The organism is Candidatus Babeliales bacterium, assembly GCA_035944115.1.
Classification (GTDB): Bacteria; Babelota; Babeliae; order Babelales; family Vermiphilaceae; genus DASZBJ01.
In genome coordinates this window covers 46,469-72,121 of record DASZBJ010000038.1, presented here as the reverse complement: position 1 = coordinate 72,121, position 25,653 = coordinate 46,469, and the positions used below count along the sequence as shown (strand labels likewise).

At 37.7% G+C, this 25,653-nt stretch carries 20 protein-coding genes; 14 read left to right on the top strand and 6 right to left on the bottom strand.

What is annotated here, in order from left to right:
• Window positions 1–9 precede the first annotated feature (9 nt).
• Complete coding sequence (locus VGT41_04560) at window positions 10–1,260, top strand: ABC transporter permease (GenBank protein ID HEV2601547.1); 1,251 nt, start codon at window positions 10–12, stop codon at window positions 1,258–1,260.
• 4 nt (window positions 1,261–1,264) lie between these two features.
• Complete coding sequence (locus VGT41_04555; protein HEV2601546.1) at window positions 1,265–1,951, top strand: ABC transporter ATP-binding protein; 687 nt, start codon at window positions 1,265–1,267, stop codon at window positions 1,949–1,951.
• Window positions 1,952–2,050: 99 nt separating this feature from the next.
• On the opposite strand, the gene VGT41_04550 is transcribed toward VGT41_04555, so the two are convergent.
• The gene (locus VGT41_04550; protein HEV2601545.1) at window positions 2,051–2,263 is read right to left on the bottom strand and encodes a hypothetical protein; all 213 of its coding nucleotides are present in this window, start codon (window positions 2,261–2,263) and stop codon (window positions 2,051–2,053) included.
• A 34-nt stretch (window positions 2,264–2,297) separates the two neighbouring features.
• Window positions 2,298–2,711 carry a hypothetical protein gene (locus VGT41_04545; protein HEV2601544.1) on the bottom strand — a complete coding sequence of 138 codons (414 nt, stop codon included), beginning with the start codon at window positions 2,709–2,711 and terminating at the stop codon, window positions 2,298–2,300.
• A 214-nt stretch (window positions 2,712–2,925) separates the two neighbouring features.
• On the opposite strand from VGT41_04545, the gene VGT41_04540 reads away from it, so the two are divergent.
• Complete coding sequence (locus tag VGT41_04540) at window positions 2,926–3,309, top strand: thioredoxin domain-containing protein (protein ID HEV2601543.1); 384 nt, start codon at window positions 2,926–2,928, stop codon at window positions 3,307–3,309.
• A gap of 123 nt (window positions 3,310–3,432) precedes the next feature.
• On the opposite strand, the gene VGT41_04535 is transcribed toward VGT41_04540, so the two are convergent.
• The 4 genes from VGT41_04535 to VGT41_04520 form a co-directional block, all read right to left on the bottom strand.
• Window positions 3,433–4,437 (bottom strand): ribonucleotide-diphosphate reductase subunit beta, encoded by a 1,005-nt coding sequence (locus VGT41_04535; GenBank protein HEV2601542.1) that lies wholly within the window; start codon window positions 4,435–4,437, stop codon window positions 3,433–3,435.
• Between the two features lie 15 nt (window positions 4,438–4,452).
• On the bottom strand, window positions 4,453–6,972 hold the full coding sequence (locus VGT41_04530) for a ribonucleoside-diphosphate reductase subunit alpha (GenBank protein ID HEV2601541.1): 2,520 nt from the start codon (window positions 6,970–6,972) through the stop codon (window positions 4,453–4,455).
• 445 nt (window positions 6,973–7,417) lie between these two features.
• Window positions 7,418–8,638 (bottom strand): DUF1343 domain-containing protein, encoded by a 1,221-nt coding sequence (locus VGT41_04525; protein HEV2601540.1) that lies wholly within the window; start codon window positions 8,636–8,638, stop codon window positions 7,418–7,420.
• 14 nt (window positions 8,639–8,652) lie between these two features.
• Window positions 8,653–8,862: a hypothetical protein gene (locus VGT41_04520; GenBank protein HEV2601539.1), complete on the bottom strand. Its 210-nt coding sequence runs from the start codon at window positions 8,860–8,862 to the stop codon at window positions 8,653–8,655.
• Between the two features lie 291 nt (window positions 8,863–9,153).
• Between VGT41_04520 and VGT41_04515 the strand changes: the two genes are divergently transcribed.
• The 11 genes from VGT41_04515 (at window position 9,154) to VGT41_04465 (ending at window position 25,330) form a co-directional block, all read left to right on the top strand.
• Window positions 9,154–12,396: a S16 family serine protease gene (locus VGT41_04515; GenBank protein HEV2601538.1), complete on the top strand. Its 3,243-nt coding sequence runs from the start codon at window positions 9,154–9,156 to the stop codon at window positions 12,394–12,396.
• 162 nt (window positions 12,397–12,558) lie between these two features.
• Window positions 12,559–12,801 carry a hypothetical protein gene (locus VGT41_04510; GenBank protein ID HEV2601537.1) on the top strand — a complete coding sequence of 81 codons (243 nt, stop codon included), beginning with the start codon at window positions 12,559–12,561 and terminating at the stop codon, window positions 12,799–12,801.
• 48 nt (window positions 12,802–12,849) lie between these two features.
• A complete protein-coding gene (locus VGT41_04505; protein ID HEV2601536.1) occupies window positions 12,850–13,374 on the top strand; it encodes a hypothetical protein in 525 nt (174 codons plus the stop codon).
• 179 nt (window positions 13,375–13,553) lie between these two features.
• Complete coding sequence (locus tag VGT41_04500) at window positions 13,554–13,955, top strand: hypothetical protein (GenBank protein HEV2601535.1); 402 nt, start codon at window positions 13,554–13,556, stop codon at window positions 13,953–13,955.
• A 66-nt stretch (window positions 13,956–14,021) separates the two neighbouring features.
• Entirely contained in the window at window positions 14,022–15,992 is a 1,971-nt protein-coding gene (gene uvrB / locus VGT41_04495; protein HEV2601534.1) for an excinuclease ABC subunit UvrB, read from the top strand.
• A gap of 212 nt (window positions 15,993–16,204) precedes the next feature.
• Window positions 16,205–17,794 (top strand): ankyrin repeat domain-containing protein, encoded by a 1,590-nt coding sequence (locus tag VGT41_04490; protein HEV2601533.1) that lies wholly within the window; start codon window positions 16,205–16,207, stop codon window positions 17,792–17,794.
• Between the two features lie 85 nt (window positions 17,795–17,879).
• The gene (locus VGT41_04485) at window positions 17,880–18,974 is read left to right on the top strand and encodes a ComEC/Rec2 family competence protein (GenBank protein HEV2601532.1); all 1,095 of its coding nucleotides are present in this window, start codon (window positions 17,880–17,882) and stop codon (window positions 18,972–18,974) included.
• A gap of 55 nt (window positions 18,975–19,029) precedes the next feature.
• Window positions 19,030–20,388: a clostripain-related cysteine peptidase gene (locus VGT41_04480; GenBank protein HEV2601531.1), complete on the top strand. Its 1,359-nt coding sequence runs from the start codon at window positions 19,030–19,032 to the stop codon at window positions 20,386–20,388.
• Between the two features lie 766 nt (window positions 20,389–21,154).
• Window positions 21,155–22,234, top strand: coding sequence for a transcription termination factor NusA (gene nusA, locus VGT41_04475; protein ID HEV2601530.1), 1,080 nt, complete (start codon window positions 21,155–21,157; stop codon window positions 22,232–22,234).
• Window positions 22,235–22,301: 67 nt separating this feature from the next.
• On the top strand, window positions 22,302–24,293 hold the full coding sequence (gene infB, locus VGT41_04470; GenBank protein ID HEV2601529.1) for a translation initiation factor IF-2: 1,992 nt from the start codon (window positions 22,302–22,304) through the stop codon (window positions 24,291–24,293).
• A 38-nt stretch (window positions 24,294–24,331) separates the two neighbouring features.
• Complete coding sequence (locus VGT41_04465) at window positions 24,332–25,330, top strand: MraY family glycosyltransferase (GenBank protein HEV2601528.1); 999 nt, start codon at window positions 24,332–24,334, stop codon at window positions 25,328–25,330.
• Window positions 25,331–25,653 lie beyond the last annotated feature (323 nt).

Genomic DNA, 25,653 nt, shown 5'->3' with positions numbered 1-25,653 from the left:
GGAAACAACATGAATATGCATATTCTTATTAAACACGCATACCACACCATACGCACCCATGCCGTACAATCATTACTGACAACACTAGGAATTAGCATTGGCATTGCGGTAGTTATTGTAACTGTTTCAATCAGCAATGGCATCGAACAAACTACACACACTGAATTAACAGCTTTATCAGAAGGGGGTTTAGTTATTGTTCCTGATAATATAACACAACGGGGAGCAATATCATTGAATGATATTGCTACAAATAATACAACATTAACAGAGGCTGATTTTCAAGCACTACAACAACTACTATCGCAGGATATCCTAGCAATTTCTCGAGGGTATATAACGAATACAACAATAGAACAGGGGCGAAATATCATAATCCAACAAATCATTGGTGCAGATCCTGCAATTTTTAACATTAAAAATCTAACGCTTCAAAAAGGAGCTTTTTTTACACAACAGCACATAGAACAATATGAACCAGTCGTGGTTTTGGGATATTCACTTAATCACAAGCTCTTTGGCAACGCGCATTCAATCGGTGCAACAATCCGCATATTTAACAAGCTATTTACGGTTATTGGTATAATGAATCCAATTGCTCACCTTGCAGGGCTCAGCGATCCTAACAACGATGCATTTATACCCTCTACTACTGCGCAAATTTATGCCCAAAAAGCAGGGGTTAGAAAGGGAAATCTTAATTTTATTGCACTACAAGTCAATCAAAAACAGAACAACAACAAGACAATCACAAGAAAAATTAAACAAATTTTACAAACGCTACACAAAAAAACTCCCGACATCCCTGATGATTTTACCATTTTAGATCACACCGCTCTTGCCAAATCTACAAATAAAACATCAAATATGATAAGGATTTTTGGTTTTATTGCCGGATTACTTGCGTTATTTGTTGGTGGAATTGGTGTTATGAATATTATGCTACTATCAGTTCGTGAACGCACACGAGAAATCGGCATCAAATTGGCTTTAGGAGCCACGCAACAAATGATTCAATTACAATTTCTTATTGAAGCGATTATGCTTTGTCTGTTTGGCGCATTATTTGGTGTCATTCTTGGCATTATCATACAACTGGTCCTCAGTCACACTATGCATGTCCCCACTAAATTAGAGATATACCCTATCATCATCGCTCTATGGACTACGACACTCATAGGCTTATTTTTTGGTTACCAGCCTGCACATCAAGCATCATTAATGAATCCTGCCGATGCATTACTTGGTAAAAGAAGGTAATAAGATGGCATTTCTTAAAACAGAAAATATCTGCAAACAAGTAATAATAGATAAAAGTGTTATACCAATCTTGCGCAACATCTCGTTTTCCATCGAACCAGGAGAATTTATAACGCTTGCAGGGCCTTCCGGATCCGGCAAATCAACCCTCATTAATATTCTAGGCTGCCTAGATATGCCTTCAAGTGGGACTTATTCCATTGATCAAACAGATGTATCTCGCATGAATCCAAATCAACTTGCTGCTATACGAAACAAAACAATCGGCTTTATTTTTCAACAATTTAATTTGTTGCCCGACTTAACTGCAGTAGATAATGTAGCTCTCCCTCAATTATACGCAGGATTTTCAGAACCCTCTGCACGTATAAATGCTCTTGCCCAACTTGAAGCCGTTGGGCTTAAAGATCTTGCATATCGCTTTCCTTATCAACTTTCTGGTGGGCAGCAACAGCGGGTTGCTATTGCGCGAGCCCTTATCAATAATCCTGCTATTATTCTTGCGGATGAACCGACCGGTAATCTTGATTCAAAGGCTGGCCTACAAGTTATGAAATTATTGACCGATCTTAATAATAACAATAATTGCACCATTGTTATGGTAACTCATAATGCAACACTAACCAAGCATGCAAATCGCATTATAACATTGCTCGATGGAACAATAACCGATGATACAAAAACAGGTTGATTACCTATAATCAACCCAAAATAGAATATTTAAAAAAATAAAGAACGCATACCATTTAAGTTATGCGCTCTTTATTTTCAAAATAAAAAAAGGATATTTTTAGCATCCGCCACGATTGCAACGTCTTGTAGCACACGCTTTGCGCACACAAGCTTTTTTGCATTTCTTTTTTGGCGGGCATGCAGGTTTTGCTTTGCAAACTTTTTCGCATCGTGGTTTACGCACACATGGGCGACATCCACCTGCAAAACTTGGTGTGCTAGCAAAAGCCATTACAGCTACTAAACTAGTCATTAACATTTTCTTTAACATAATACCTCCTTAACTTAATAAGAGTATTGTAACATTAGTCACGGTTACGACGTGTTGTATCGCAACGTTTCTTAGCACATGGTTTAGGGCAAGTTTTTTTGCAAGGAGTTTTGCACCGTCTTGTTTTTTCAGTAACCGTTGTGCATTTTTCTGTGCATATGTCTGGTTGTTTTACGCAAACTGTTTCGTATATGTCTGGTTGTTTGTCACAAACTGTATGGCATTTGTCCGGCTGTGGTACACAAACTTCTCTGTATACTGGTGGCTGTTTTTTGCAAACTTCATGACATTTGTCCGGTTGAGGCTCATAAAACTTTTCACATGTTGTTACTGGTTTAGCGCATGGACCGCATCCCGCTTTTTCACCATTTCTCCATCCTGCAAAACTTGACGAGCTAGATAAAGCCATTACAGACACTAAACTAGCCATTAACATTTTCTTTAACATACATATCTCCTTAATAAGAGTTTCTGGTATAAACATTTATTACATAAGAATATGGTAACAGTATTCTATTTGAAAAATCAAGAATTGAATTATAAAATTTGAAAACCCCGACTATTACGATATAATCAAGCTTGTTGACAATAAAAATTGACCCTGTAATGTTAGACGTGCGAAGATATATTTATAATTAACCGTTATAAATCAAAGGATTATAATGAAATCGTTCATAGCCGTAATTGGATTAGCCTCGTTTTTAAGCTTAGCTTCACCTATTTTTGCCCAAGTTCAAGAAGTAACCTCTAAGGCACAATACGATACCATCGTAGCCAACAACAAGGGTAAATTGGTAGTTGTAGACTTTTACGCCCCTTGGTGCGGACCATGCAAAGGTTTTACCAAGGTATTCAATGCATTAAGCGATACCTATCCTGCGGTGGTGTTTGTCAAAGTTAACATTGATAACGTACCTGACCTAGCAGCTCAATATTCAGTCAGCTCAATACCTACCTTTAATTTTGTTAAAAATAATGCCGTGGTTTGTACCATTTCAGGCGCAGATAAAAAACAGGTAGAAGAAACTATAAAAAAACATCAGTAACTCCTAATACTGCTTTGGCTTTAGTGCTTATTCTAAAACAAAAGCTATACTTGAGAGCTAAGAAAAAATTAAGGCTACATGCAAAAAACATGTAGCCTCTTTTATATACAATAAATATAGATACTATTCCCAATCAAGCGAACCAGCTGTCTGATACTCTGTCACTCGAGTTTCAAAGAAATTTTTCTCTTTGCTCAAATCTGTTGCTTGTGACATCCACGGGAATGGATTTTCTCTGCCATATACCTTTGGTAAATCAATGCGCTCAAGACGTCTATCTGCAATATGTTCTACATAATTGCAAAACTGTTCTGCATTAATTCCTAATAAACCCTGCGGGCACGCATCAATTGCATAGGCTTTTTCTAAAGTTACTGCATGTTTAATAAGATCAACAAGTTCCTGTTGGAATTGTTCCGTCCAAATTTCAGGGTTTTCAACTTTAATCGTGTTAATCAAATCGCAACCAAATGCAAGATGCAAGCTCTCATCACGCATAATATATTCAAACTGCTCGCCAATGCCCACCATTTTATCCTGCCGCTTTAATGCAAGCATCATGGCAAATCCAGCATAGAAGAAAATCCCTTCCATGATCACATAATATCCAATCAGATCATGCAGAAACTTTTGAATGTTCGCTGGCGAATCAGTTTTAAAAGTAGGATCAAAAAGTGATTTCGTTAATTGGACCACAAAATCATCTTTTTCTTTAATAGATTCAATAGATTCATACATAGTATAAATCTCTTCAGGATCAAGCCCCAATGAATCGCAACAGTAAATAAATGTGTCTGTATGTACCGCCTCTTCATATGCTTGACGCAAAATATATTGGCGACATTCAGGATTGGTCACATGCTGGTATACTGCAAGTACCAAATTATTTGCTGTCAATGATTCTGCTGTGGAAAAAAATCCTAAATTCCACAAAATCATACGTCGTTCTGTTGCACTTAATACGGTATCAGACTTCCATTGTTCAACATCTCGTTGCATCGAAATTTCTTCAGGAGTCCAGTTATTCGCAACTCCATCTTTGTAATGCTGACGCGCCCACAAATAGGTCATCGGTAAAATCTTATTTGGATTTACCGTTGAATTATTAATAACACCCTTTTGAATCATCTAATTTTCCTTGCGTTACTGACACGATTCACATTCTTCTTCGTTTAAAATACTACACGCATTAGCCATAGTTGCAGGCGATTGCGGCATTTCATCCACATACTTTCCCATTTCTGCCATAGTTGCAGGAATTTGCCGCACATCCGAGCTCATTGCACTATCAACAGATGTGTACTGCCTTTTTTGCGTATAGCCAAACTTTTTCGCATCCAATGTCGATTTTTCAATCTGACTTGCACCAAGCGTACGCAAATAATACATAGTCTTGATTCCCATTTTCCACGCATTTTCATAAATAGCACTCAGCTTTTTACCCGATACACCCTGCATAAACACGTTATGAGATTGGCTCTGGTCAATCCATTTTGAACGGGCAGCAGTCAACTGCAATAACCATTCAGGATCAATTTGAAATGCTTCTTTATATTTATCTTTCAAATGTTGTGGAATTTCTTCGATCATGGCAACGTTACCATCCATATACTTAAGTTGATTAAGCATATCTTGGTTCCACATATTTAGCTTCTTTAAATCCTCAATTAGGTATCGATTAACAACCGTGAATTCACCCGTCATATTCGCTTTAACGTATATATTTTTATAAATAGGCTCTATACACGGGAAACAGCCAACAATATTTGAAATCGTTGCTGTTGGCGCAATAGCCATACAGTTTGAGTTTCTCATACCATACTGTTTTACATGCTCACGCACAGGGGCCCAATCAAGCATTCCTCCGCGACGCACCTCAATAGGCATACCACGCTCCTGCTCAAGAAGCTCAATGGTATCATGCGGAAATAGATTGCGATCCCATTTTGAACCCTTATACGATCCATATGCACCGCGCTCTTTTGCAAGTTGTGAAGAAGCTGCAATCGCAAAATAGGAAATCGCCTCCATAGAAGTATCAGCAAATTCTAAAGCACGAGGATCATCAAATGGAATATCCAAAAGATACAATGCATCCTGTACGCCCATAACGCCAAGCCCAACGGGACGATGTTTAAAGTTTGCATTTTGCGCTTCAATAGTTGGATAAAAGTTCAAATCAATAACGTTATCAAGAATGCGCATAGCAGTGGAAATTGTTTTTTGTAACAATCCTTGATCCAGTCTTCCATCCACGATATGAAGGCCAAGGTTAACTGATCCCAAATTACAAACCGCAGTTTCGTCCTCTGAAGTATTAAGCAAAATCTCGGTACATAAATTCGATGCATGAATTACTCCTGCATGATCTTGCGGCGAGCGAATGTTAGAAGGATCTTTAAACGTTATCCATGGATGACCTGTTTCAAACAAACGGCTTAACATCTTACGCCATAATTTTGCTGCAGAAACAACCTTAAATTTCTCTATTACACCTTCTTGTGCTTGTTTTTCATATTCTGCATAGCGCTTTTCGAACTCTTTACCATAGATATGATGCAAGTCTGGTGCTTCATCAGGAGAAAAAAGAGTCCAGTTATCATCAGCAAAAACCCGTTTCATAAACAAATCTGGTATCCAGTTTGCCGTATTAATATCATGAGTTCTTCGACGCTCATCACCGGTGTTTTTGCGCAAATCAATAAAATCTTCGATATCCAAATGCCACGTTTCTAAATAAACAACCGCAGCACTGCGCCGTTTACCACTTCTATTAATTGCAGCAGTTGTATCATTTGCAATTTTTAAAAACGGAATAAGACCCTGACTTTCTACTTTAATACTCTTAATGTTAGCACCCGTTGCACGCACATTAGTCCAATCCGTTCCTATCCCCCCAGACCATTTTGATAACTGCGCATTATCACCGTAACATTTAAAAATATGCTTTAAATCGTCTGATACAGTATTTAAAAAGCATGAGCTTAACTGCGCCCGCACTAATCCAGAATGTAATAATGTTGGAGTGCTCGGAACATACAGAAATTGAGAAAACGCATTATAAAACTCGACTGCTTTTTCATTTTTATTTGATTCATTAAGCGAAACTCCCATTGCAACACGCATAAAAAATACTTGCGGCAATTCCAATCGAGTCCCTTCATGCTTGGTAAAATAACGCTCATACAGGGTTTTAAGTCCCATATAATCAAGCAACTCATCACGCTCAGGGCGTAGATGCTGCGCTAAATATTCAAGATCAAATGAATTCATCTGGGTGTCATAAACCTTTTGTTCAACAGCATGCTTAATGTTATTCACAAATGAAGCTTTATAAGCATCACTCACGTTGCTGGTAACAATCGATTCTCGCACAACTTCTTTATATAATTTTTTAAGCAAAAGTCGTGCGGATACATAACTATACCCAGGATCTCGTTCAATCAGTCCTGTTGAAGCCAAAATAAGTGCATCATCTATTTCGTTCGTCATTATGCCATTGAAGATATTCTTCATCGTTTCTTGAATAATATCTTCAACTACTATAAATGCCTCATGCCCCTTAGATGCCCATGCGATCTCTTGTCGCCATTTTTCCACATTAAGTGGTTCGATCGTTCCATCACTTTTGGTGATCGATATAATTTTTGCAAAATCTTCCATAGCCAAACCCTTCTTAATTAAAAAAAGTTACTCTTTACTCCGCACATCATACAGACACCTCACCTGCGCAACAACACATCTCATTCATTTTTTAAACAAAAAAAATCGGACAAATGGAAAACCTCCACTTATAGATATCTTATAAATGTAACGCTTTAAGCGCCCATTATCAAATAGATTTTTTAACTTTTTTTCTGAAAAATTATTCTTCAATTTTTTCGTTGCGAATATCGAATCTTATTTCTTTCTGAAAGAATCCCTTCTTAAAAAACAATGCTTGACACCCAACGACCATCAGCAGAATTCACCTGTTTACCTTATTAATCAATGCAAACAAGTCAACAAACCACTTTTATAACTTAATATAAAGCTCTAAAAGAAAATATTTGAATGGTCGAGTCTCATGTGGACGCGGCCATTCAAATGTCTTTAGGCGAAACTCAGACTAATTCAGAATTGGCACATGGATAAGCGTTGGATTTGGTTGATATAAGAAAGCAAGCTGTGCCTGCTTATAAAAACTATCAAGACCATCATTTATTTTTTTAGTAAATGCTGCAGCAGATAAAGTACCCGCCAAAAATTCACGCACCGCTAATGTCCCGACAGCTTTATCAAAATTAACCCCAAAAGAACATGTAACTCCTGCTTTTTTAAAAAGCACCAAAATTTTCATAAAAAGCGTAAACGAATGTACTTTATTGATGTCCGAAAAGTGGAGCGATAATCCTTGAAACCAATCTTTCTTTTTTTCATTGTAGTATCGGTATGGAGACCCATTAATGTGCATTTCACCTAATAATTTTTGTAGCTGCTGCCAAACCGTTTGATCTATTTTCATTTTTTCAGAAAGCATAATGCATTGAAAAGCTTTATCTGTTCCAACCCCAATATGGAATGGATCAATATCACCTAATAATCCTAAAAAACTATATCCATAACAAGAATTTGCACTTTGTATGTTCGGAGAAAGTCCAACAAGCAACTTCCCTTGAATACCCTTGCTGCGTTCATACCCGCTCATTTTTATCACATGCAATTCAACTGCATCATGCAATAACATTTTATTAAAATATAAAGCAAGCTCACCGATTGTCATAGCATGTCGAACAGGAATCGATGCAATGGATATAAATGAAATTAGTCCATCATCTACTAATGGACCTTCCATATTGCATCCCAATGGGTTAGGGCGATCAAGCACTACCACCCGCTTTTTAAAATGAGCAGCTGCTTTCATTAAGTGGAATAATGTGGAGATATACGTATAATGGCGCATACCAGAATCTTGCATGTCGAAAATAATTACATCTACTGGATCCAACGTTTGTTGTGTTATTTTTTTACCCGTATCTCCCGCATATAAACTAAAAATCGAAACACCTGTGCTGCCATCCACTGAGTCTTTTACCTTTAGCTCAGCACCGACTGTTCCCGTTATTCCATGTTCAGGTGTAAAAATTGCACACAGATTAATTCCTTTTGCCTTCAGTATGTCAATCGTCCTTTTGCCCAATTGATTAACGCCGGTCTGATTAGTTGCAAGACCAACACGTTGACCCGCAAGCCATGCAACAAATGCAGGAGAAATATTTTCAACGCCCAATTGAAAAACGTTCGCGCAACAAGGCAAACATGACAATATTAACAATAGTATACGCTTCATAGCTCGCACTCCACTTATACAAGAATCATCTTCTCTTTTTCTAAACCCGTAGGAGAATTATTATTCTCGTTACACACGGAATACATTGTTGGTTTATTGTCAATAACATTAAGCTGCACGTGATACAGAAATAACCACGGAAAAAACAACGACATTAAAAAAATAAAAAACACGCGCAAAACCGCTATCGAATAATTGCTTACTACTTTAATACCCTTTAACATTGCTCCCCCCTTAAAAAATACTACTTTACTACCCTATTTATTTTTACATTGATACTTACTCTAACAATATAATTATTTTTATTGCAAGTAATTTCTAATAAGAAATAGCATTCTATCGTTTTATAAGCAAATACCCCTTCCAAATCGCCCATATTCCATTGGACTATAGGCGATTGCAAAAAAAATCAAACAACGTAGTATAATAGTGATACAAAATACTGATTCTAGCTTTTTTTCAAAAATACAATATGAAACATTTTATTGGATAAACATATCCGAGGAGTACATAAAATGTCCCGTAATTATATCTATATTCTCGGTTTTGCCGCAGTTTTTGCGCCTCTGCCTACCCATTGCGAAAGCTTTACTGACACCATCAAAGAAAAATTACTATTTAATACCGTCTACTATGGCCGCGATACCTCCCTTGCGCAGCTTACCGTAAAAACATTGCTTGCCCAAGGCACCAACCCCAATGTCAGAGATAGCAATCAAAGCACTCCGTTAATGTTTGCCTCTTATTACGGATATAAAAACATAGTAAAAGCGTTGCTTTCGAACTCTTACACCGATATTAACGCGATCAACATGATCAATGAAACCTCGCTCAAATGCGCCTGTCGCACAGGACATGCTGACATTGCAGAATGGCTTTTAAAAGCTGGTGCAGATCATACCGTTATCGATAGTCACATGGGAAATAACGCTCTTCTTGATGCCATTACAAAGGGGCATAAAGAAATTGTACGGCTACTCCTACTGCACAATGCTGATATAGCCCATACCAATTTCCAAGGGCAAAATGCTTTAACGTGCGCCCCTAATCAAGAAATAAGAAACATAATTCTGATATATGCTCATATTAACAATATCGCCATTGAATCTTTACAAGAATCTACCTCTGATAACTTCGCACCTTCCACCCGTACAGAAGTTATGCAGGCTATCATGAACCTGCCTATCTCACAAAGCAGCAAAAATACATTGTATAAAGAAGTAATGAGCGCGGATCCTTTTGGCAGCAATAAAGCGTACCTTGATATAGTTTTTTCATTACCATGGAATCGCTATACAAAAGAAAATATAGATCCCGTTATTGTAGAAAAAGCTCTCAATGAAAAACATTTTGGCCTCACTGATGCTAAAAACGAAATACTTGAATACATTGCCCTGCGCGCATTTGCCAAGGATGCTACTCCTCAAATACTATGCCTTGTGGGTCCTCCTGGAACCGGAAAGACATCGATCGCAGAATCAATAGCACGCAGCTTAGGAAGAAAGTCGGCCCGCATATCTGTTGGTGGAATACACGATGAATGTGAAATACGAGGATTCCGTCGCTCTTTTATCAGTGCACGACCAGGACGACCGATTACTGCAATTCAACAAGCTGGCACATGCAATCCCGTAATAATTATCGACGAAATTGATAAGATAAACACAATGAGCGGATATGGCGGCGATCCTTCAGCGGCACTATTAGAACTATTTGATCCTGAACAAAACTCGCAATTTAGTGACAATTACCTTGGCATTCCTTACGATTTTTCAAAAGTGCTTTTCATTGCTACCGCAAATAACAAAAGTAAAATTCCTGCGCCCTTGCTTAACCGCATGAAAGTTATCGATTTAAATGGCTACACCATTAAAGAGAAAATAATTATCGCTCAAACCGTTCTTATCCCGAAACAAATAGCACTTATGGGCTGGCAAGATCATAACATCACGTTCCAAGATGAAGCCCTTACCTTACTCTTTCAACAATACACAAAAGATGCTGGTATGAGAGAGGCGCAGCAGCATATACAATCGATTTTTGCAAAACTCGCTCAAGCATATCTGAAAGGGGAAGAAATAACGACTATAACACCAGAACATATCAAACAGTTTTTCGGTGCTCCTTTGCTAGAAGATAGTTATGCAGCACAACAATTTCAATCATCAAAAGATCTCGCTTCGATGTATATGAAAGTAAAAACGCTCCCCATAGCCGATCAATACAAAATCAATCTCTATGAAGAGATCGATAATGCAGGGACAGCAACTAGGCTTGATCAAGATTCCATAACTAAAAAACACCTTGAATTTGTGTTCTCATTACCATGGCACTATAGGACGCAAGACAACTTAGACATGGAGCAAATTAAAGAAAAGCTCAATACATCTCATTACGGTATGGATGAAATAAAAGAAGAGCTCCTAGACTTTATAGCCACGCTTACTATAAATAAAGATCTAAAATCTCTCCCCGTACTTGGTTTGTATGGCCCACCAGGGATCGGTAAAACATCAATAGCAAGATCTATTGCCGAAAGTTTAGGAAGAAAATTCATTAAAATATCACTGGGCAGCGTGCAGTATCAATCCACATTGCGGGGAAATCCTCGAGTATACGTCAATGCTACTGCAGGCGAAATCATCAACGCCATAAAAGAATGCGGATCGAGCAATCCTGTGATAGTGCTTGATGAGATCGATAAAACAAATGACTCAGTATATGCTACGCTACTCGAAATTCTTGACCCTGAACAAAATAGTCAATTTAAAGATCAATATCTTGATATTCCTTATGATCTTTCAAAAGTCCTCTTTATTACGACCATGAATGATGCCAGCCAAGTGCCATGGCCTCTCCTTGATAGAATGCAAATCGTCACCCTTGCTGGCTACACACTAGAAGAAAAAAAATCGATCACAGAGACATGTTTAATAAACCAGGTTAAAAAAGATATTGGTCTTAATGACACCACTCTCTCTTTTGAAGAAAATGCATTAACTAATATTATTCAAGATTACACGCTAGAGACAGGAGTACGACAACTGAAACGTACCATTCGCAAGTTACTTTCAAAAATTATCACCTACCATTTGACTACTAACACTCCAATGGAAAAAGAGATATTTATCACTGCCGACATGTTAATCGAGCATTTGGGTGAACCTCTTATACAGAACCCGCTTGAATCACAAGAAGATATGGTTGGTATTGTTAATGGATTGTATTGGTCTCCAGTAGGGGGCGGGATTACTAAAATCGAAGCTGCGTTAATTCCTCGTACAACACATGACACAGAATTATTAAAACTAACTGGACAGATGAAAGAGGTAATGCAAGAATCTGCAAACATTGCATTAAGCTACGCACGTGAACACGCTCAAGAACTTGGTATCGATCTAACTCTGCTTGATACACACTTCATTCACATTCACGCACCAGCAGGAGCCACACCAAAAGATGGGCCATCTGCCGGTATAACCATGCTCACCGCAATCGCATCTGTTTTAACAAACAAAAAAGTAGATGCAAGCTGTGCTATGACCGGCGAACTTAATTTACGCGGACAAGTAACTGCTATCGGCGGCGTCAATGAAAAACTACTCGGCGCAAAACAAGCTGGTATAATGCACGTCTTCCTTTCAGAAGAAAACATACCTGATTTCAAAAAAGCAGAGAAAAAGGGCATTACGCAAGGCATGACCATCACATTCGTAAAAAATGCAAAAGAAGTGTTAGATCAAGTATTAATCGACTAAACAGAAAAATCAGATTTTAAGTGTAGATCAGGGGGAATAACTATTCCTCCTGGTTTGCTTTTTACCACTTTTTACATTAAAAACAAAAAACTCGACGGTATGGAAAAAAGATTATATTTTACTCACAACTATCAATCTCCATACTCTCAGATGAGGCTTTTTATGAAAAATATAAAAACAATCACCTTCGTAATCATATTATGCTCTACCCTTGTACACACCGCTCTATATTCGGCTGCAATAGAAAACACTCCTACTGACACTCACGCAATTGAACAACTCAAAAACTCAATCGCTCATTCCACTAAAATGTCCACCCTCTACGCAATGGTACACAGCGCTATAATTAAACATCATAAACAAGCAGAACCAGAAAGGCATGAGGGCACTGAAAGAGATCTATGATCTGACTGTATGCATCAATTAAATCTCCTCGAGAAGGCCAGCCAAGTCTTGGAAATTCAGGAAAAAATCCCAGCAAACTGCAGCGCTAATGATGATTCTTCTTCATTATACTCGAGCAACGATTATCATACCGCACTAGAGCATCATAAATCTTGTCTAAATGATTACTTGACTGCTTCAGAAAGAGCGGCGGGAGGACAGGTGGAAGCTGCGAACATCCTAAACCTAAGACGTTATCTAGACCCTATGTTACAAACCGCAAATCTGATTGCAAACAGAATGAGGGTAAAAGCTCCGTCTTGGCGAAAAATCTTACCTACACAAAAACCATCTCTAAAGGATGCAGGAATGCTTAAAAATCCCTTCTGGGGACTTGCTTTTGCTGCTGCCGCAAGATTATACCGGGGGCAGGTAAACAATGCACCAGTTGCCACCTGGGCGCAAAAGGTAGGGGTAGCACATGCTGGCATATTGGCATTATATAATACTCACGCCTATTGGAAACAACTCAACAATCACAATCTCATAAAAGATTTCAAAAAATCTCATCTTACGCTCGCTGCAAAGCGCTAATATTTTCCAAAAAAAGGTACTGCATATTCCTATCTAGATTATAAAAATGCATTTGAATTGAATAAGAGGGGGCTGATGGCTCCCTTTGTGCTTTCCCAATACCTGCATACATAATCTTCTTGCCAATAGATCCATAAAAATAGATACTTTCTCTTGTTTAACAAAAGTCAGGATTTATTATGATACAAAAAAGAAGCATACCACTCATAACACTTTTTATTTTCAGCACATTATCTATTATCGTCACTACAGCGGAACATCCAATGCCCGCAATCATATTTGCTCCTGGTGCCTTAATCGCATATATGATTTTTTATCTACATTGGCTTGTAACCACTAAAAATGAATTAAACTGCCGGGGAGCATCCATCCCAACTGCGTGGTTCATTATCATACCCTTCTTAAATATTTATTTCTTTTATAAGTACTCACAGGCTTTTTCACGGTATATCCTGAATGGCAAGGCAAGCACTACTCTCGGATGCTTCTTATTAATTTTCTTTATGCAACCAATCGCTATAATAATCTTGCAAATGCAACTCAATAAATTAGCTAGGTCCGAACCTACATCTATAGATTGAACACAGCACCATATATACCTCAAGCCCCTGTTTTAGTTATTATCAGTTACTGCTATAATGGTTGGTATGGAAAAAAAACCTTTATTTAAATTACATTCCCCCTATCTCCCAGCAGGCAGCCAGCCAGAAGCGATCAAACAACTCGTTGAAGGAAGACCTGGACAATCAACTCTTTTGGGCGTTACCGGCTCTGGAAAAACCTTTACTATTGCCAATGTTATCGCGCAACAAGATAAGCCCGTATTGGTGCTCTCACCTAATAAAACCTTGGCTGCACAGCTCTATGAGGAATTTTCTCTCTTTTTTCCTGAAAATAAAGTCTGCTATTTTGTCAGTTATTATGATTATTATCAGCCAGAATCATACCTGCCGGCACAAGATATTTATATACCCAAAGAAACCAAAGTTAATAGTGAAATTGATCGCTTACGTGTAGAGGCAGCCGCATCATTGGTTAATAGACAAGACACCATCGTAATTGCATCAGTTTCTTGTATTTACTCGTTAGGTAATCCCGCTGACTATAAAAACCTCGCGTTATCGTTAAAGGTCAATCAAACCATATCGCGCGCAGAACTCATTCATAAACTGATTTACATTCAATACAAGCGTAATGATATAGAAAAAATGTCAGGTACTTTCTCTGTAACGGGTAATACCATTACTGTACTACTGCCATACCAAAAAGATGCGCTACGCATCGAACTATTTGGCAACGAAATCAGCACGCTTCAATGGATCAGTAAACAAAACAACCAAGTGATGCATGAGTTGGATAACACAGTCATATTTCCTGCTAAACATTTTGTGACCCCTAAGCATCGCATGGATGCTGCCATTCAAAGCATCGAACAAGAGCTTGCGCAATGGGCGCCACAACTTAAAAATCCTATTTACCGTGAGCGCATAGAAAAACGAGTTGCTCATGACGTTGAAATGCTTCGTGAAGTGGGATACTGCTCTGGAATTGAAAATTACTCTGTCCATTTTGATGGGCGCATCTCTGGGCAAAAGCCATACACGCTTTTTGATTTCTTTGGTAACGATTTTTTAACCGTTGTCGATGAATCCCATATTGCACTCCCTCAGCTGCGCGGCATGTACGCGGGAGACAGAGCACGTAAAAAAGCATTAATTGAATTTGGCTTCCGACTGCCTTCTGCCTATGACAACCGCCCACTACAATTTGACGAAATTGAACAGTATTTTAAAGATGCGGTATTTATATCGGCTACACCAGCAGAATATGAATTAACTCATTCAGACCAGATTGTTGAACAAATTATTCGTCCAACGGGACTCGTTGACCCAATTATCGAAATCCATCCACGTCCTGGACAAATCGATCATCTCATTTCTGAAATTAATCAAACAACCGAAAAAGGTTTCCGTACCTTAATAACTGTACTTACCAAAAAGCTTGCTGAAGAACTCGCGCGCTATCTGCAAGAACAAAAAATTAAAGTCTGCTATCTACATAGCGATCTAAAAACGCCTGAGCGCACGGAATTGCTCCAAAAATTACGCCTAGGGGTCTTTGATTGTTTGGTTGGAGTCAATCTACTCCGAGAGGGACTTGATCTTCCTGAAGTTGCCCTGGTTGCGATTATGGATGCAGATATAGAAAGTTTCTTACGCGACAAACGATCATTAATTCAAACTATCGGTCGAGCCGCTCGTAATACCGAATCAAAAGTCATATTTTACGCCGATTCCATTACTGGATCGATGCGCGCTGCGATAGATGAAACCAGCAGACGACGTACCTTGCAGCAAGATTTCAACAAAGAACATGGCATTACTCCAAAAACAGTCCTGCGCGAGGTTACCAAAAGCATTGCTAACATCCAAAAGGCAATTGCTGCTGCTTCGGCAGGTAAAAAGAAAAAGAAAGAAGAGACGGCAACCCAGCTACCTACCTTGCAAGAGATCATTGCAATCGAACAAAAGATGCATGAGGCCGCTGCTCGCTTTGATTTCGAACAGGCTATAGAGCTGCGAGACCAACTCAATAAAATGAAGCGCTTGCTGCAGTAGCATCCACACAACAGCCGCTACCCACAAACACACACATCCAAGCTTTACTCATGGAATCGAATTTTAACCATTCCAAGACGGGGTTTTCCCTACGCGGACCATTCCTCTTATGCAGTCCGATCAATTGACAGTTTGCAAGTCAAACATTAATATAAAAACATCAATAGCGCCTAATTAATTATTTTGATACTTAGATCCTATGGGGGGATACAGTGAAATTATCTATAAAAAATCATATAATATTAGCTACTTTCGTTGTTTTGGGCGCCGGGCTACCTGTGCATGCCATACATCGATCATCCATACCACGAAGCTTCGCTGCCACTTCAAATTTCATTCGTATTGCTGGTTACGGCGAATCAATAAAAGAAAGATGGCGTAAAGAACTGGCTAAACATAAAGAAACTATCATAAAAAAGATGCTCGAAAACGAAGAGCGATATAAGGATACTCACTTTGTTTTTTACCACGCGCAACAAACTGAAAATCGGATTATTGCTGAATTTTTAAGACACTTATATGAATTCATACACCATGAACCACTACGCTCTGACTTTGAATTTCTCCGTTCTTGGCAAAATGGTTCTGATTATCCAGATATTAATAGCTATTTAGATAGTTTTGGCATTCCTAACCCGTTTACATTAGGCCTTGGCTGCCTGAATGATAACAGTCCAGACATTCGAGCAGTACTTTTATCCGTGAATCCAGTACTATTTGGTAACTTTAATTGGGCCGGAGAATGTACCTGGCATTATTTTTTATATAACCAAAGTATCGCAAATTTCATTCGCACTTCTTTAGAAAATATTTTTACCAGGTATGGGTTTCAACAAAACTTTATAGATGATTTTTTTAAGATACATAATCAGTTCCCTTGTCAAACTGGTGACATCATACAGATCTTTATACCAAAAGATGAGGTTGATGATCATACCTATATTTCGCAAGCATGGGGTGCGCCGCAGAGCGAACATATACTCAATAGTGATCGCCAGCCCATTGAAGATGGATATGACACAGAACGCAAACGATATATAAAAAGCAAACCGATTCTCGATATCATTCAAAACAACACACAGCTCCTTGAAGATTCAAAAGCGATACAGCTACGACTTTTTTTCTCAAACAACGGGCCGTTGTTAAATCCTGATAGGGGAGCAAAAATGTTTCGATTTACAACGCTTAATCCAAATCAATTGAAAAATTACAAACATCTGATTAAAAAAATCTCAAAAAAAATATTTAAAACTGATTCCTATATACGTACAGTTCAAGATACTATTAATAGATACATCTTTAATCCAACTGATAACTTCAGAGTTCTGACAGATCAAGAGCAGGATACTGTCACACAAACGATTGAAACTCTAACTGCGCCAAATAATATATTTGAGGCAATTGAACATCCTAACGCTCTTGAAGAAATCAAAAAAATGTTTAACAACACGCCCATCCCTGATAAGCATGCAAGTGGCTGGACTCCTTTAATGCATGCAGTTGAACACCATAAGCTTGACGTTATAGAATTTTTAATAAAACAAAAAGTAGACTTAAACTCTCAAGATGGCACCGGCAATACCGCTTTAATGCATGCAATTAATTATGATGCATTGGATATTGTAAAAATATTAATAACAGCAGAAGCAGACATGTACATTAAAAATAATGATAATCAAGCGGCCTTAGAATTCGCTCGTGCTTCTGACAGTACGGAGATCGTTAGCTATTTAGAGGCGGTACTAGGGTATAGAAATTTATCCACACAAGCGGAAACAATCCTGAGAGCTTATCATATATAAAATGCACGCTTAAATACTTATGCTAGTACCACCAAATCTTATTTACAAAACCCCTCCACTTGTTTTTCTTACGGGTATATACATAGTGGGCATTGCAGCACAATACACACAAAATCATTACATCATGCTACCGCTCATCTTGTGCGTAACTATTTCTGCATTCATCTCTTACGCAGATTCTTCATGGAGTTTCAAAAAAATAATTCCCGCAATAATTCTGTGTATTGGCATTTACAGTTGCGGCGGATTCTTATTGCAACGACAAATCAATCAGTTTCAACGATTTCATACGCAGATCAATCAGCGAAAAATAGATATTACCGGAACTGTCTCTGATATCCAATACGTTAACAGACAGATGGTTATCACCATCAAAAACATTGCAACAAAGCAACAAAATGATTCAGTCAACAAATGGACCTCTCACCAAGAGAAAATCCAAATTTATACAAACAATAAAGAAGATATATGCGTTAGTGACACTATTGAAGTGCATGACATTTATATCAAAAACGCACCAAACTCTTCTTTCTCTCAATATCTGATCAAAGAGGGCATTGGAACTACATTATTCATACCAAAATTACAATACACCCTGAAAAATACAGATCGCCAGTCATGGCAATGTTTAATACATCAAAAAAAAGAATCGCTGTATAACTCGTTAAGACAGAAATTTTCTCCACATTGCTTTACCATGTTCAGTGCAATCTTTTTAGGAAAAAGCAACACTGATAAAAAGCAACATTCCACATCAATCAAAGCAGCATTCTCTATCTGGGGAATCATGCATTATCTCGCACGATCGGGGTTGCATTTAGTGATTTTGGTATATCTATGGCTGTTGCTTTTAAACACAATTCCCATATCTTGCAACTATAAATATCTGACTCTCATTATCGTCAACTGCATCTATTGTTTGCTTAGTTGGTCTAGCATTCCATTTTATAGGGCTCTTGCAACAGTTATTTTATATAAGATAAACAGTTTGTTGCGATTACAAAATAACTTTCTTCATCTGTTAGCGTTTATCTGCTTGTGTATCTTATTATATAACCCTATACAGCTCCTCTTTCTCGATTTTCAACTTAGTTTTGGATTAACATTTGCACTCGCATATTTTTCACTCATCAAAACAGAACTCCTGAAAAAACCTCTGCAAACTATTGCAAGCCATTAAATCGGTTACGTATATTACAATGACAATGAAATTCTAGAAAAAAGGAACGATTGTCATGTATATAAAAAAGAACTTCTCTCATTATATATTTAGAACCTATGCCTTGCTTCCCTGGTATTTATTACTCTATGCTGTCACCAATAGTGTATATGCAGGACAAGTAAAAGATTGGACCTTTGTCGTCTATGTGGCGGGCGATAATGATTTAAAAAGTTTTGCAGCACGAAATATTAAACAAATGGCCGAAGTAGGATCCAATGAACATATAAATATCATTGTAGAACTGCATACCACCATTGCTGAGAATAAAAAAATATCACGAAGATATTACATTGTTAAAAACAAAATTTATCTCGTTAATCCTGATGATGCCAATTTACCCGGTAAAGATAGCGGCGATCCAAATACATTAATTTCTTGTTGTGAATGGGCAATAAATGAATATCCTGCAAATCACTATGCTCTTATCATCTGGAATCATGGAACAGGTCCACTTGATCCAGTAAATGGTCGCATCATCAATCCAACAAAACTATTTTCTTTTAATCCTACATTAGACAAGCTCGAACTTAACCGTGACATTGGATTTATGGATTTTATTGAACAACAAAACTTTATTGAACGCGGTGTTTGCTGGGACGACACAACGGGAAATTATCTCAGTAATCAAAAATTAGAGAGAGCCCTTAAAACAGTCACCGCTAATTACCTTAATGGCAAATTTGATATCATCGGATTTGATACATGCTTGATGGCAGGAATAGAAATTGCAAACCTAGCAAGAGCATATGGAGATATTCTCATTGGTTCACAAGAAGTTGAACTCGGAACAGGTTGGAATTATCAAGAAGTTCTTGCTCCATTTGACAGAAGCACACTCACCCCAGAACAATTTGCGCGCAACATCGTCATGGCATATCAAAACACCTATAACACGATCACTAATGACTATACACAATCAGCAATCAATCTCAATCAGGTACAAGCGTTAGAAAGCAACATTAACACAGTTGCTGCTTTATTAATTTCTTGTCTACAAAAAGACAAAAATGATTCCATGAAGAACGCAATTAACGCAAGTCGTAATAAACGCGCATGCACCCATTTTGACGAACCCAGTTACCTAGACTTACATCACCTATATACCAATCTTATAGCCAACCTGAAATACGTAACACTCAACACACAAACTCCTGATTTACTAAATTCTCTGCGTACCGAATTGCAACAAGGCTGTAATTTAGTAAATCAAGTTGCATTTGCTAATGTAGCCGGGAAAAACTTACGACTTGCTAAAGGTATCTCTATATATTTTCCTGAAAAAAGAATGCACTTTTCATACCCAAATACGAAATTTGCCCAAACAAATCAATGGTCAAACTTCTTGCAATATTTCTTATCCCTAAAAAACTAAATAATTTTGGCTATACACGTGATTTTCTTAATACTTAATAAAAAGCAACAAGAGAATGTATGTACAAAAAACACAGAAAATAAGGGACACATGATCAAATAGTAACCACTGGAGCTGTTGCGAAATGCATTTCGCAACAGCTCTATCCATTCTATCCATTTCGTAGAACCGTGCTTTGTTTGGTCAAGCAACCCAAACACCTCCTTCTTTTCAGCCGCTATACCGCTTACATTTTGCAAAATATAAAAAAACCGGTCGGTTTATATCAGATTTACGATTGGCTAAATGCACCTCAAAGCAACAACTGAAAAGCACACTCTTCTAAAAAAATACAAAGTTTTCACCCTGTGGTGGTGGATAAGTGGTGGATAAGTGGTGGATAAGTGGTGGATAACTTTTTCCATTCACTTTTCAAATCCCACGAAACACCCCATAAACATTAGTTATCGATCAACAAACAACCCCAAACACCCCATAAACACTACACACTCTCACTTATCAACAAAGTTATCCACCACTTATCCACCACCCCCCAAGAATCTGAAACCCCGCATAAAATATAAAGATTGAGCACCTATCAACAAAGTTATCCACCACCTACCCCCTTGACCTATTATTAAAGAAATAATAAATATATATAAATATAATAATAAGATTGCCAAGCTCACCCATATCACTCAACCAATCCCACAGAGAGCTTTTTTGCCTTTTGTGTGTTTTTTGTTAAAATTAATGATTATCAATGTTTATACCATAAAAGGGAACCGTGAAACTTTCTTTAGTTATCGATCAACTCATTGAGGAACGAGGCCTTAGCCGCGATATATTGAGTGCCATTATTTGTGAAGGCATGCTTGCTGCTTATAGCAAAAAGTATCCGGATCTTACTTTTAAAGTAGAACACGACCCTAAAACTGATGATGTAGTTGTTTTGATTCAAAAAGTTGTTGTTGCAGCGTCTGGCGATGACGAAGCTGAAATTAGCATACGAAAGGCGCGGGCTTTTAACAAAGATCTGGCAACAGGAGATGTTGTTTGGGTTCCGTTTGAAGGCAGCATCGGTAGAGTTGATGTGTTGCGCGCTAAGCAAGTTATCGCGGGTAAGATTAGGCAGATTGAGTCCAGTGCTGTTTATAATGAGTTTAAAGATAAAGAAGGCACCATTGTGTATGGTGTCGTTCATAAGTGTGAACGTTTTGGCACAGTTGTTATATTACAAGATACTAATGCTTTTTTACCTAAATCTTTGTCTATTTCAACAGATCGCTGTGTGGTTGGACATACAATTCGAGCGCTGCTTAAAGATGTTTTGCCTGAGCCGAAAAACGAAAGTCAGCTGATTTTAGATAGGGTTTCGGATTCGTTTTTGCAGAAATTATTTGAACTCGAGATTCCAGAAGTATTTGAAAAGCTTGTTGAAATTAAAAACATCGTTCGCGCTCCTGGATATAAATCAAAAATTGTTGTCCTTTCAAACGACTCTAACATTGATCCTGTTGGTACTTGCGTAGGTGTTGGTGGTGTGCGTATCAAGCCTATCTTAAAAGAGTTGGGTGGAGAAAAAATAGATGTTATCGCATGGAGCGATAATATAGAAACTCTTATTAAAAACGCATTAAAGCCTGCTCAAGTAAATAAAGTTAAAGTTATGGATAACAACGAAGCACATGTTTGGCTTGATGATGATCAGCGTTCGTTAGCTATCGGTAAAATGGGACAAAACATTTCACTTGCATCTCGATTGGTTGGTATGAATATTGTTCTTATCAAAAGTGATAATCCTTCATTGGTTAGTTTTGATTTAGATTCAATTGACGATGTAAATGATAATGATGATCTAGATTAGTTATTTGTATCAAAGGTTGTTAGTAGTAAAATATTTAAATGCATTTTTTGATTGGTGTATAAAATAAATGTCAATGCGTGTTTATGAGTTTGCAAAGCAAAATAATCTTACGACGAAAGAAGTGCTAGACGCTCTTTCTAAAGGTAACTTTAATATTGGAAGCCATATGTCAGTATTGGCAGAGAAAGAAATGAATTATCTCAATAAAATTTTTAAAACTAACAAAGGTATAGTTGAAAAAGTTGATGATGTTGTTGTACATAAAACAGTACAAGAGACAAAAAAACCTATTACAACTCCAAAAGTTATGCAAACAGCTAAAACAGCACGAGTGGTAATTGAACCAAAAAAAATTGAAAAAGCTCCATTTGTTGTAATGCCGATGACCGTTGATGCATTTGCTACCGCTGCTGAAAAATCGGTGGTAGATGTGATTATGACACTGCTTAAGTGGGGTGTTGTAGCAGCAAAAAATAAAGTGATTGAAAAGGATGTTGTTGCGCGACTTGTTACTCATTATGACATTCCGGTTAGCACAGCGACGTCTACGCAAGAAGTGATCGATAAAGGTGTCATTCAATCATCTGAGGGAGAGTCTGAAACAAGGCTTCCCGTTGTGGTTGTTATGGGGCACGTAGATCATGGTAAAACAACCTTGTTGGATTTTATTAGAAAAACCCGTGTTGCCTCCAGAGAAAAAGGTGGAATAACGCAGCATTTGGGCGCATATCAAGCAAAAACTCTACAGGGCGACATTGTTTTTATAGATACTCCAGGGCATGAAGCGTTTTCTCGTATGAGAATGCGTGGAGTTAAGGTTGCAGACATAGCCATTTTGGTCGTGGCGGCTGATGATGGTGTTATGCCTCAGACGATAGAGGCTATAAAGCAAGCCAAGAAAATGGAAGTGCCTATTATTGTTGCGATAAATAAAATTGACAGAGTTGATCAGGCGCGTGTTGATGTTATTAAGAGAAGTTTAGCGCAATATGATCTCATTTCAGAAGACTGGGGTGGCGATGTTATTATGGTGCCAATATCTGCAAAAAATGGTATTGGAATTGAACAGTTGCTGGGAATGATTATATTGCAATCGCAATTGATGGAATTGAAAGCAGATGTTACTGGGTCTGCAAAAGGGTATGTTTTAGAGGCTTGTTTGGAAAAAGGGCGCGGTTCTGTTGCAACAATTTTATTGCAACATGGAAACTTGCAAGTCGGAGACTTTTTTGCATGTGGCAATACCGTAGGAAAGGTAAGTTCATTAGTAGATTCTTACGGGGCTCGTATTAAATCTGTTGGTCCATCTCATCCAGTGCGTGTTGCAGGGTTTGCAGAACTGCCTGAAGCTGGAGACTTTTTTCAAGAAGTAGCTGAAGCTGATTATCGTGAAGCTAAAGCTAACCCTACTAAACAAGTGTCTTCTTTTTCTCAATCGCTTGTAACGGGTGATGAAGTAATTAATCTTGTTATAAAAGTTGATACCAATTCATCGAAAGAAGCTTTGTTGGAATCTATAGCAAAGATTGGTAAAAAAATAAAAAGCCAGTTCAATATCATACGGGCTTTAGTAGGTGATATTGGAGAAGGGGATATTTCTCTTGCAGCTTCTACTCGCTCTATTTTATTTGGATTGCATATAAAAGCAGAGCCAAATGCATTATCGCTCGCGCAACAAGAAGGCGTTGAGATTCGACTTTTTGATATTATTTATAAACTGCTTGAAAACCTCGAAGCCCTTGCTATGAGTAAGAAAAAAATAGCAATGAAGCTTGTGAAAACAGGTGAGGCTGTTGTGCGTCGCGTATTTGATATCAAAGGCCAAGGTGTTATCGCGGGATGCTATGTCACTGATGGAACATTCTCTCGCAAAGGTTCTGTAGTTGTTTGGCGCGGGAAGCAAAAAATTGGTGGGGGCGTTATTAAAACATTACAGCGCGATAAAAAAGTTGTTAAGGAAGTACATACAGGTTTTGAATGTGCTTTTTTAGTAGAAAATTATAGCGACTGGCAGGAAAACGATAGAGTTGAATGTTTTATTGAGCAGCCAGATATATAGTATTTAATTGCATGCACTGTATTTAAAAAAGGACAGGTGTGGCAGAGTTACATGTAGTAATCGAAGGTTTTTTAATCGCATTTCTTTGTACCTTTCTGTTGATTCCTATCTGCAGGTGGTTGGCAACCTTATTAGGTTGTATTGATACACCAGATGGTAAAATAAAAATACATACCTCTCCAATACCACATTGGGGAGGGTGTGCAATATATTTTGGATTCATAATCCCTTTTTTTTTGTTCGTTTTTCATCCCTTTTTTGTGTATTTATTTGCAGGGCTAACCGCGTTGTTTTTAGTGGGATTTGTTGATGATTGCATAGTATTGAACCCACAACAAAAATTTTTAGGCCAGTTCGTTGCAGCGTTGCTTTGTTTTGCGACGCTTTTTCATTATAAAAACTTCTTGTTTTCTGGATGGTATTTTTTGGGTTATTTATTATGGGTGCTTACCATTATCAACGCCTTTAATCTTATTGATGTTATGGATGGGCTAGCTGCTCTCCAAGCTTTATGTATATCAACAACTTTTTTAATGTACGCTTTGTGTAGTGGCCTATTAGCCGAAGCTGCAATTCTGGCCATTTTTATTGGAACACTGAGTGCTTTTTTTACGTACAATGCTCCGCCAGCCTCTATTTATTTGGGTGATGCAGGGGCGTTGTATATTGGTGGATTTCTGTCATTCATCCCTTTTTTATTTGATTGGGGAAGCGGTGATTTGTATCAAGATTTTTTATTACTTCCTTTGTTTTTCGTTCCTTTGCTAGAGCTGTGCGGGTTGATTGTTATTCGAACCTATAAGGGGATCCCTTGTTATAGGGGTAGCTTGGATCACTTTGCTATCTATTTCATTAAGAGTGGATGGTCTAAATGGATGGTTTTAGCATATGTTTTTATAGCCAATATTGCTTTAGGGACTATTTTCTTTGCATTAGTCGTTAATAAGTTGGCAGTGCAATACATTATGGCTCTCTATTTTGGGATAGTAGCGTTATGGGTTCTTATTTTGTATAAAGCTTTTTATAAGAAAAAGTAAGAAGAGCCAATTTGCATTGTTTCTTTGTTGTTGTTTTTTGTAAAAAACAATAGTGTTTTCTTAAAAGTACCTATTTATAAGGGGTATTTGTTGTTGCATTTTTTGTAATGTTTTATTGGTTTGCAACTTGCGCTAAATAGTAGAAAATTGTTGTGCGTTTTAATTGCAAGGCGTACTCCTCCTTGAACTAACAGTTAAATGCACTGCTTACTGGGAAAAGTAATGGAAAAAGATCTGAAAAATTTTACTGCAATTTCCTCTTGACTTAAGAAGAATTGAATGATCTTTTTCTATTGCTTTCTCGATTTTTAAAAGGATTTCCT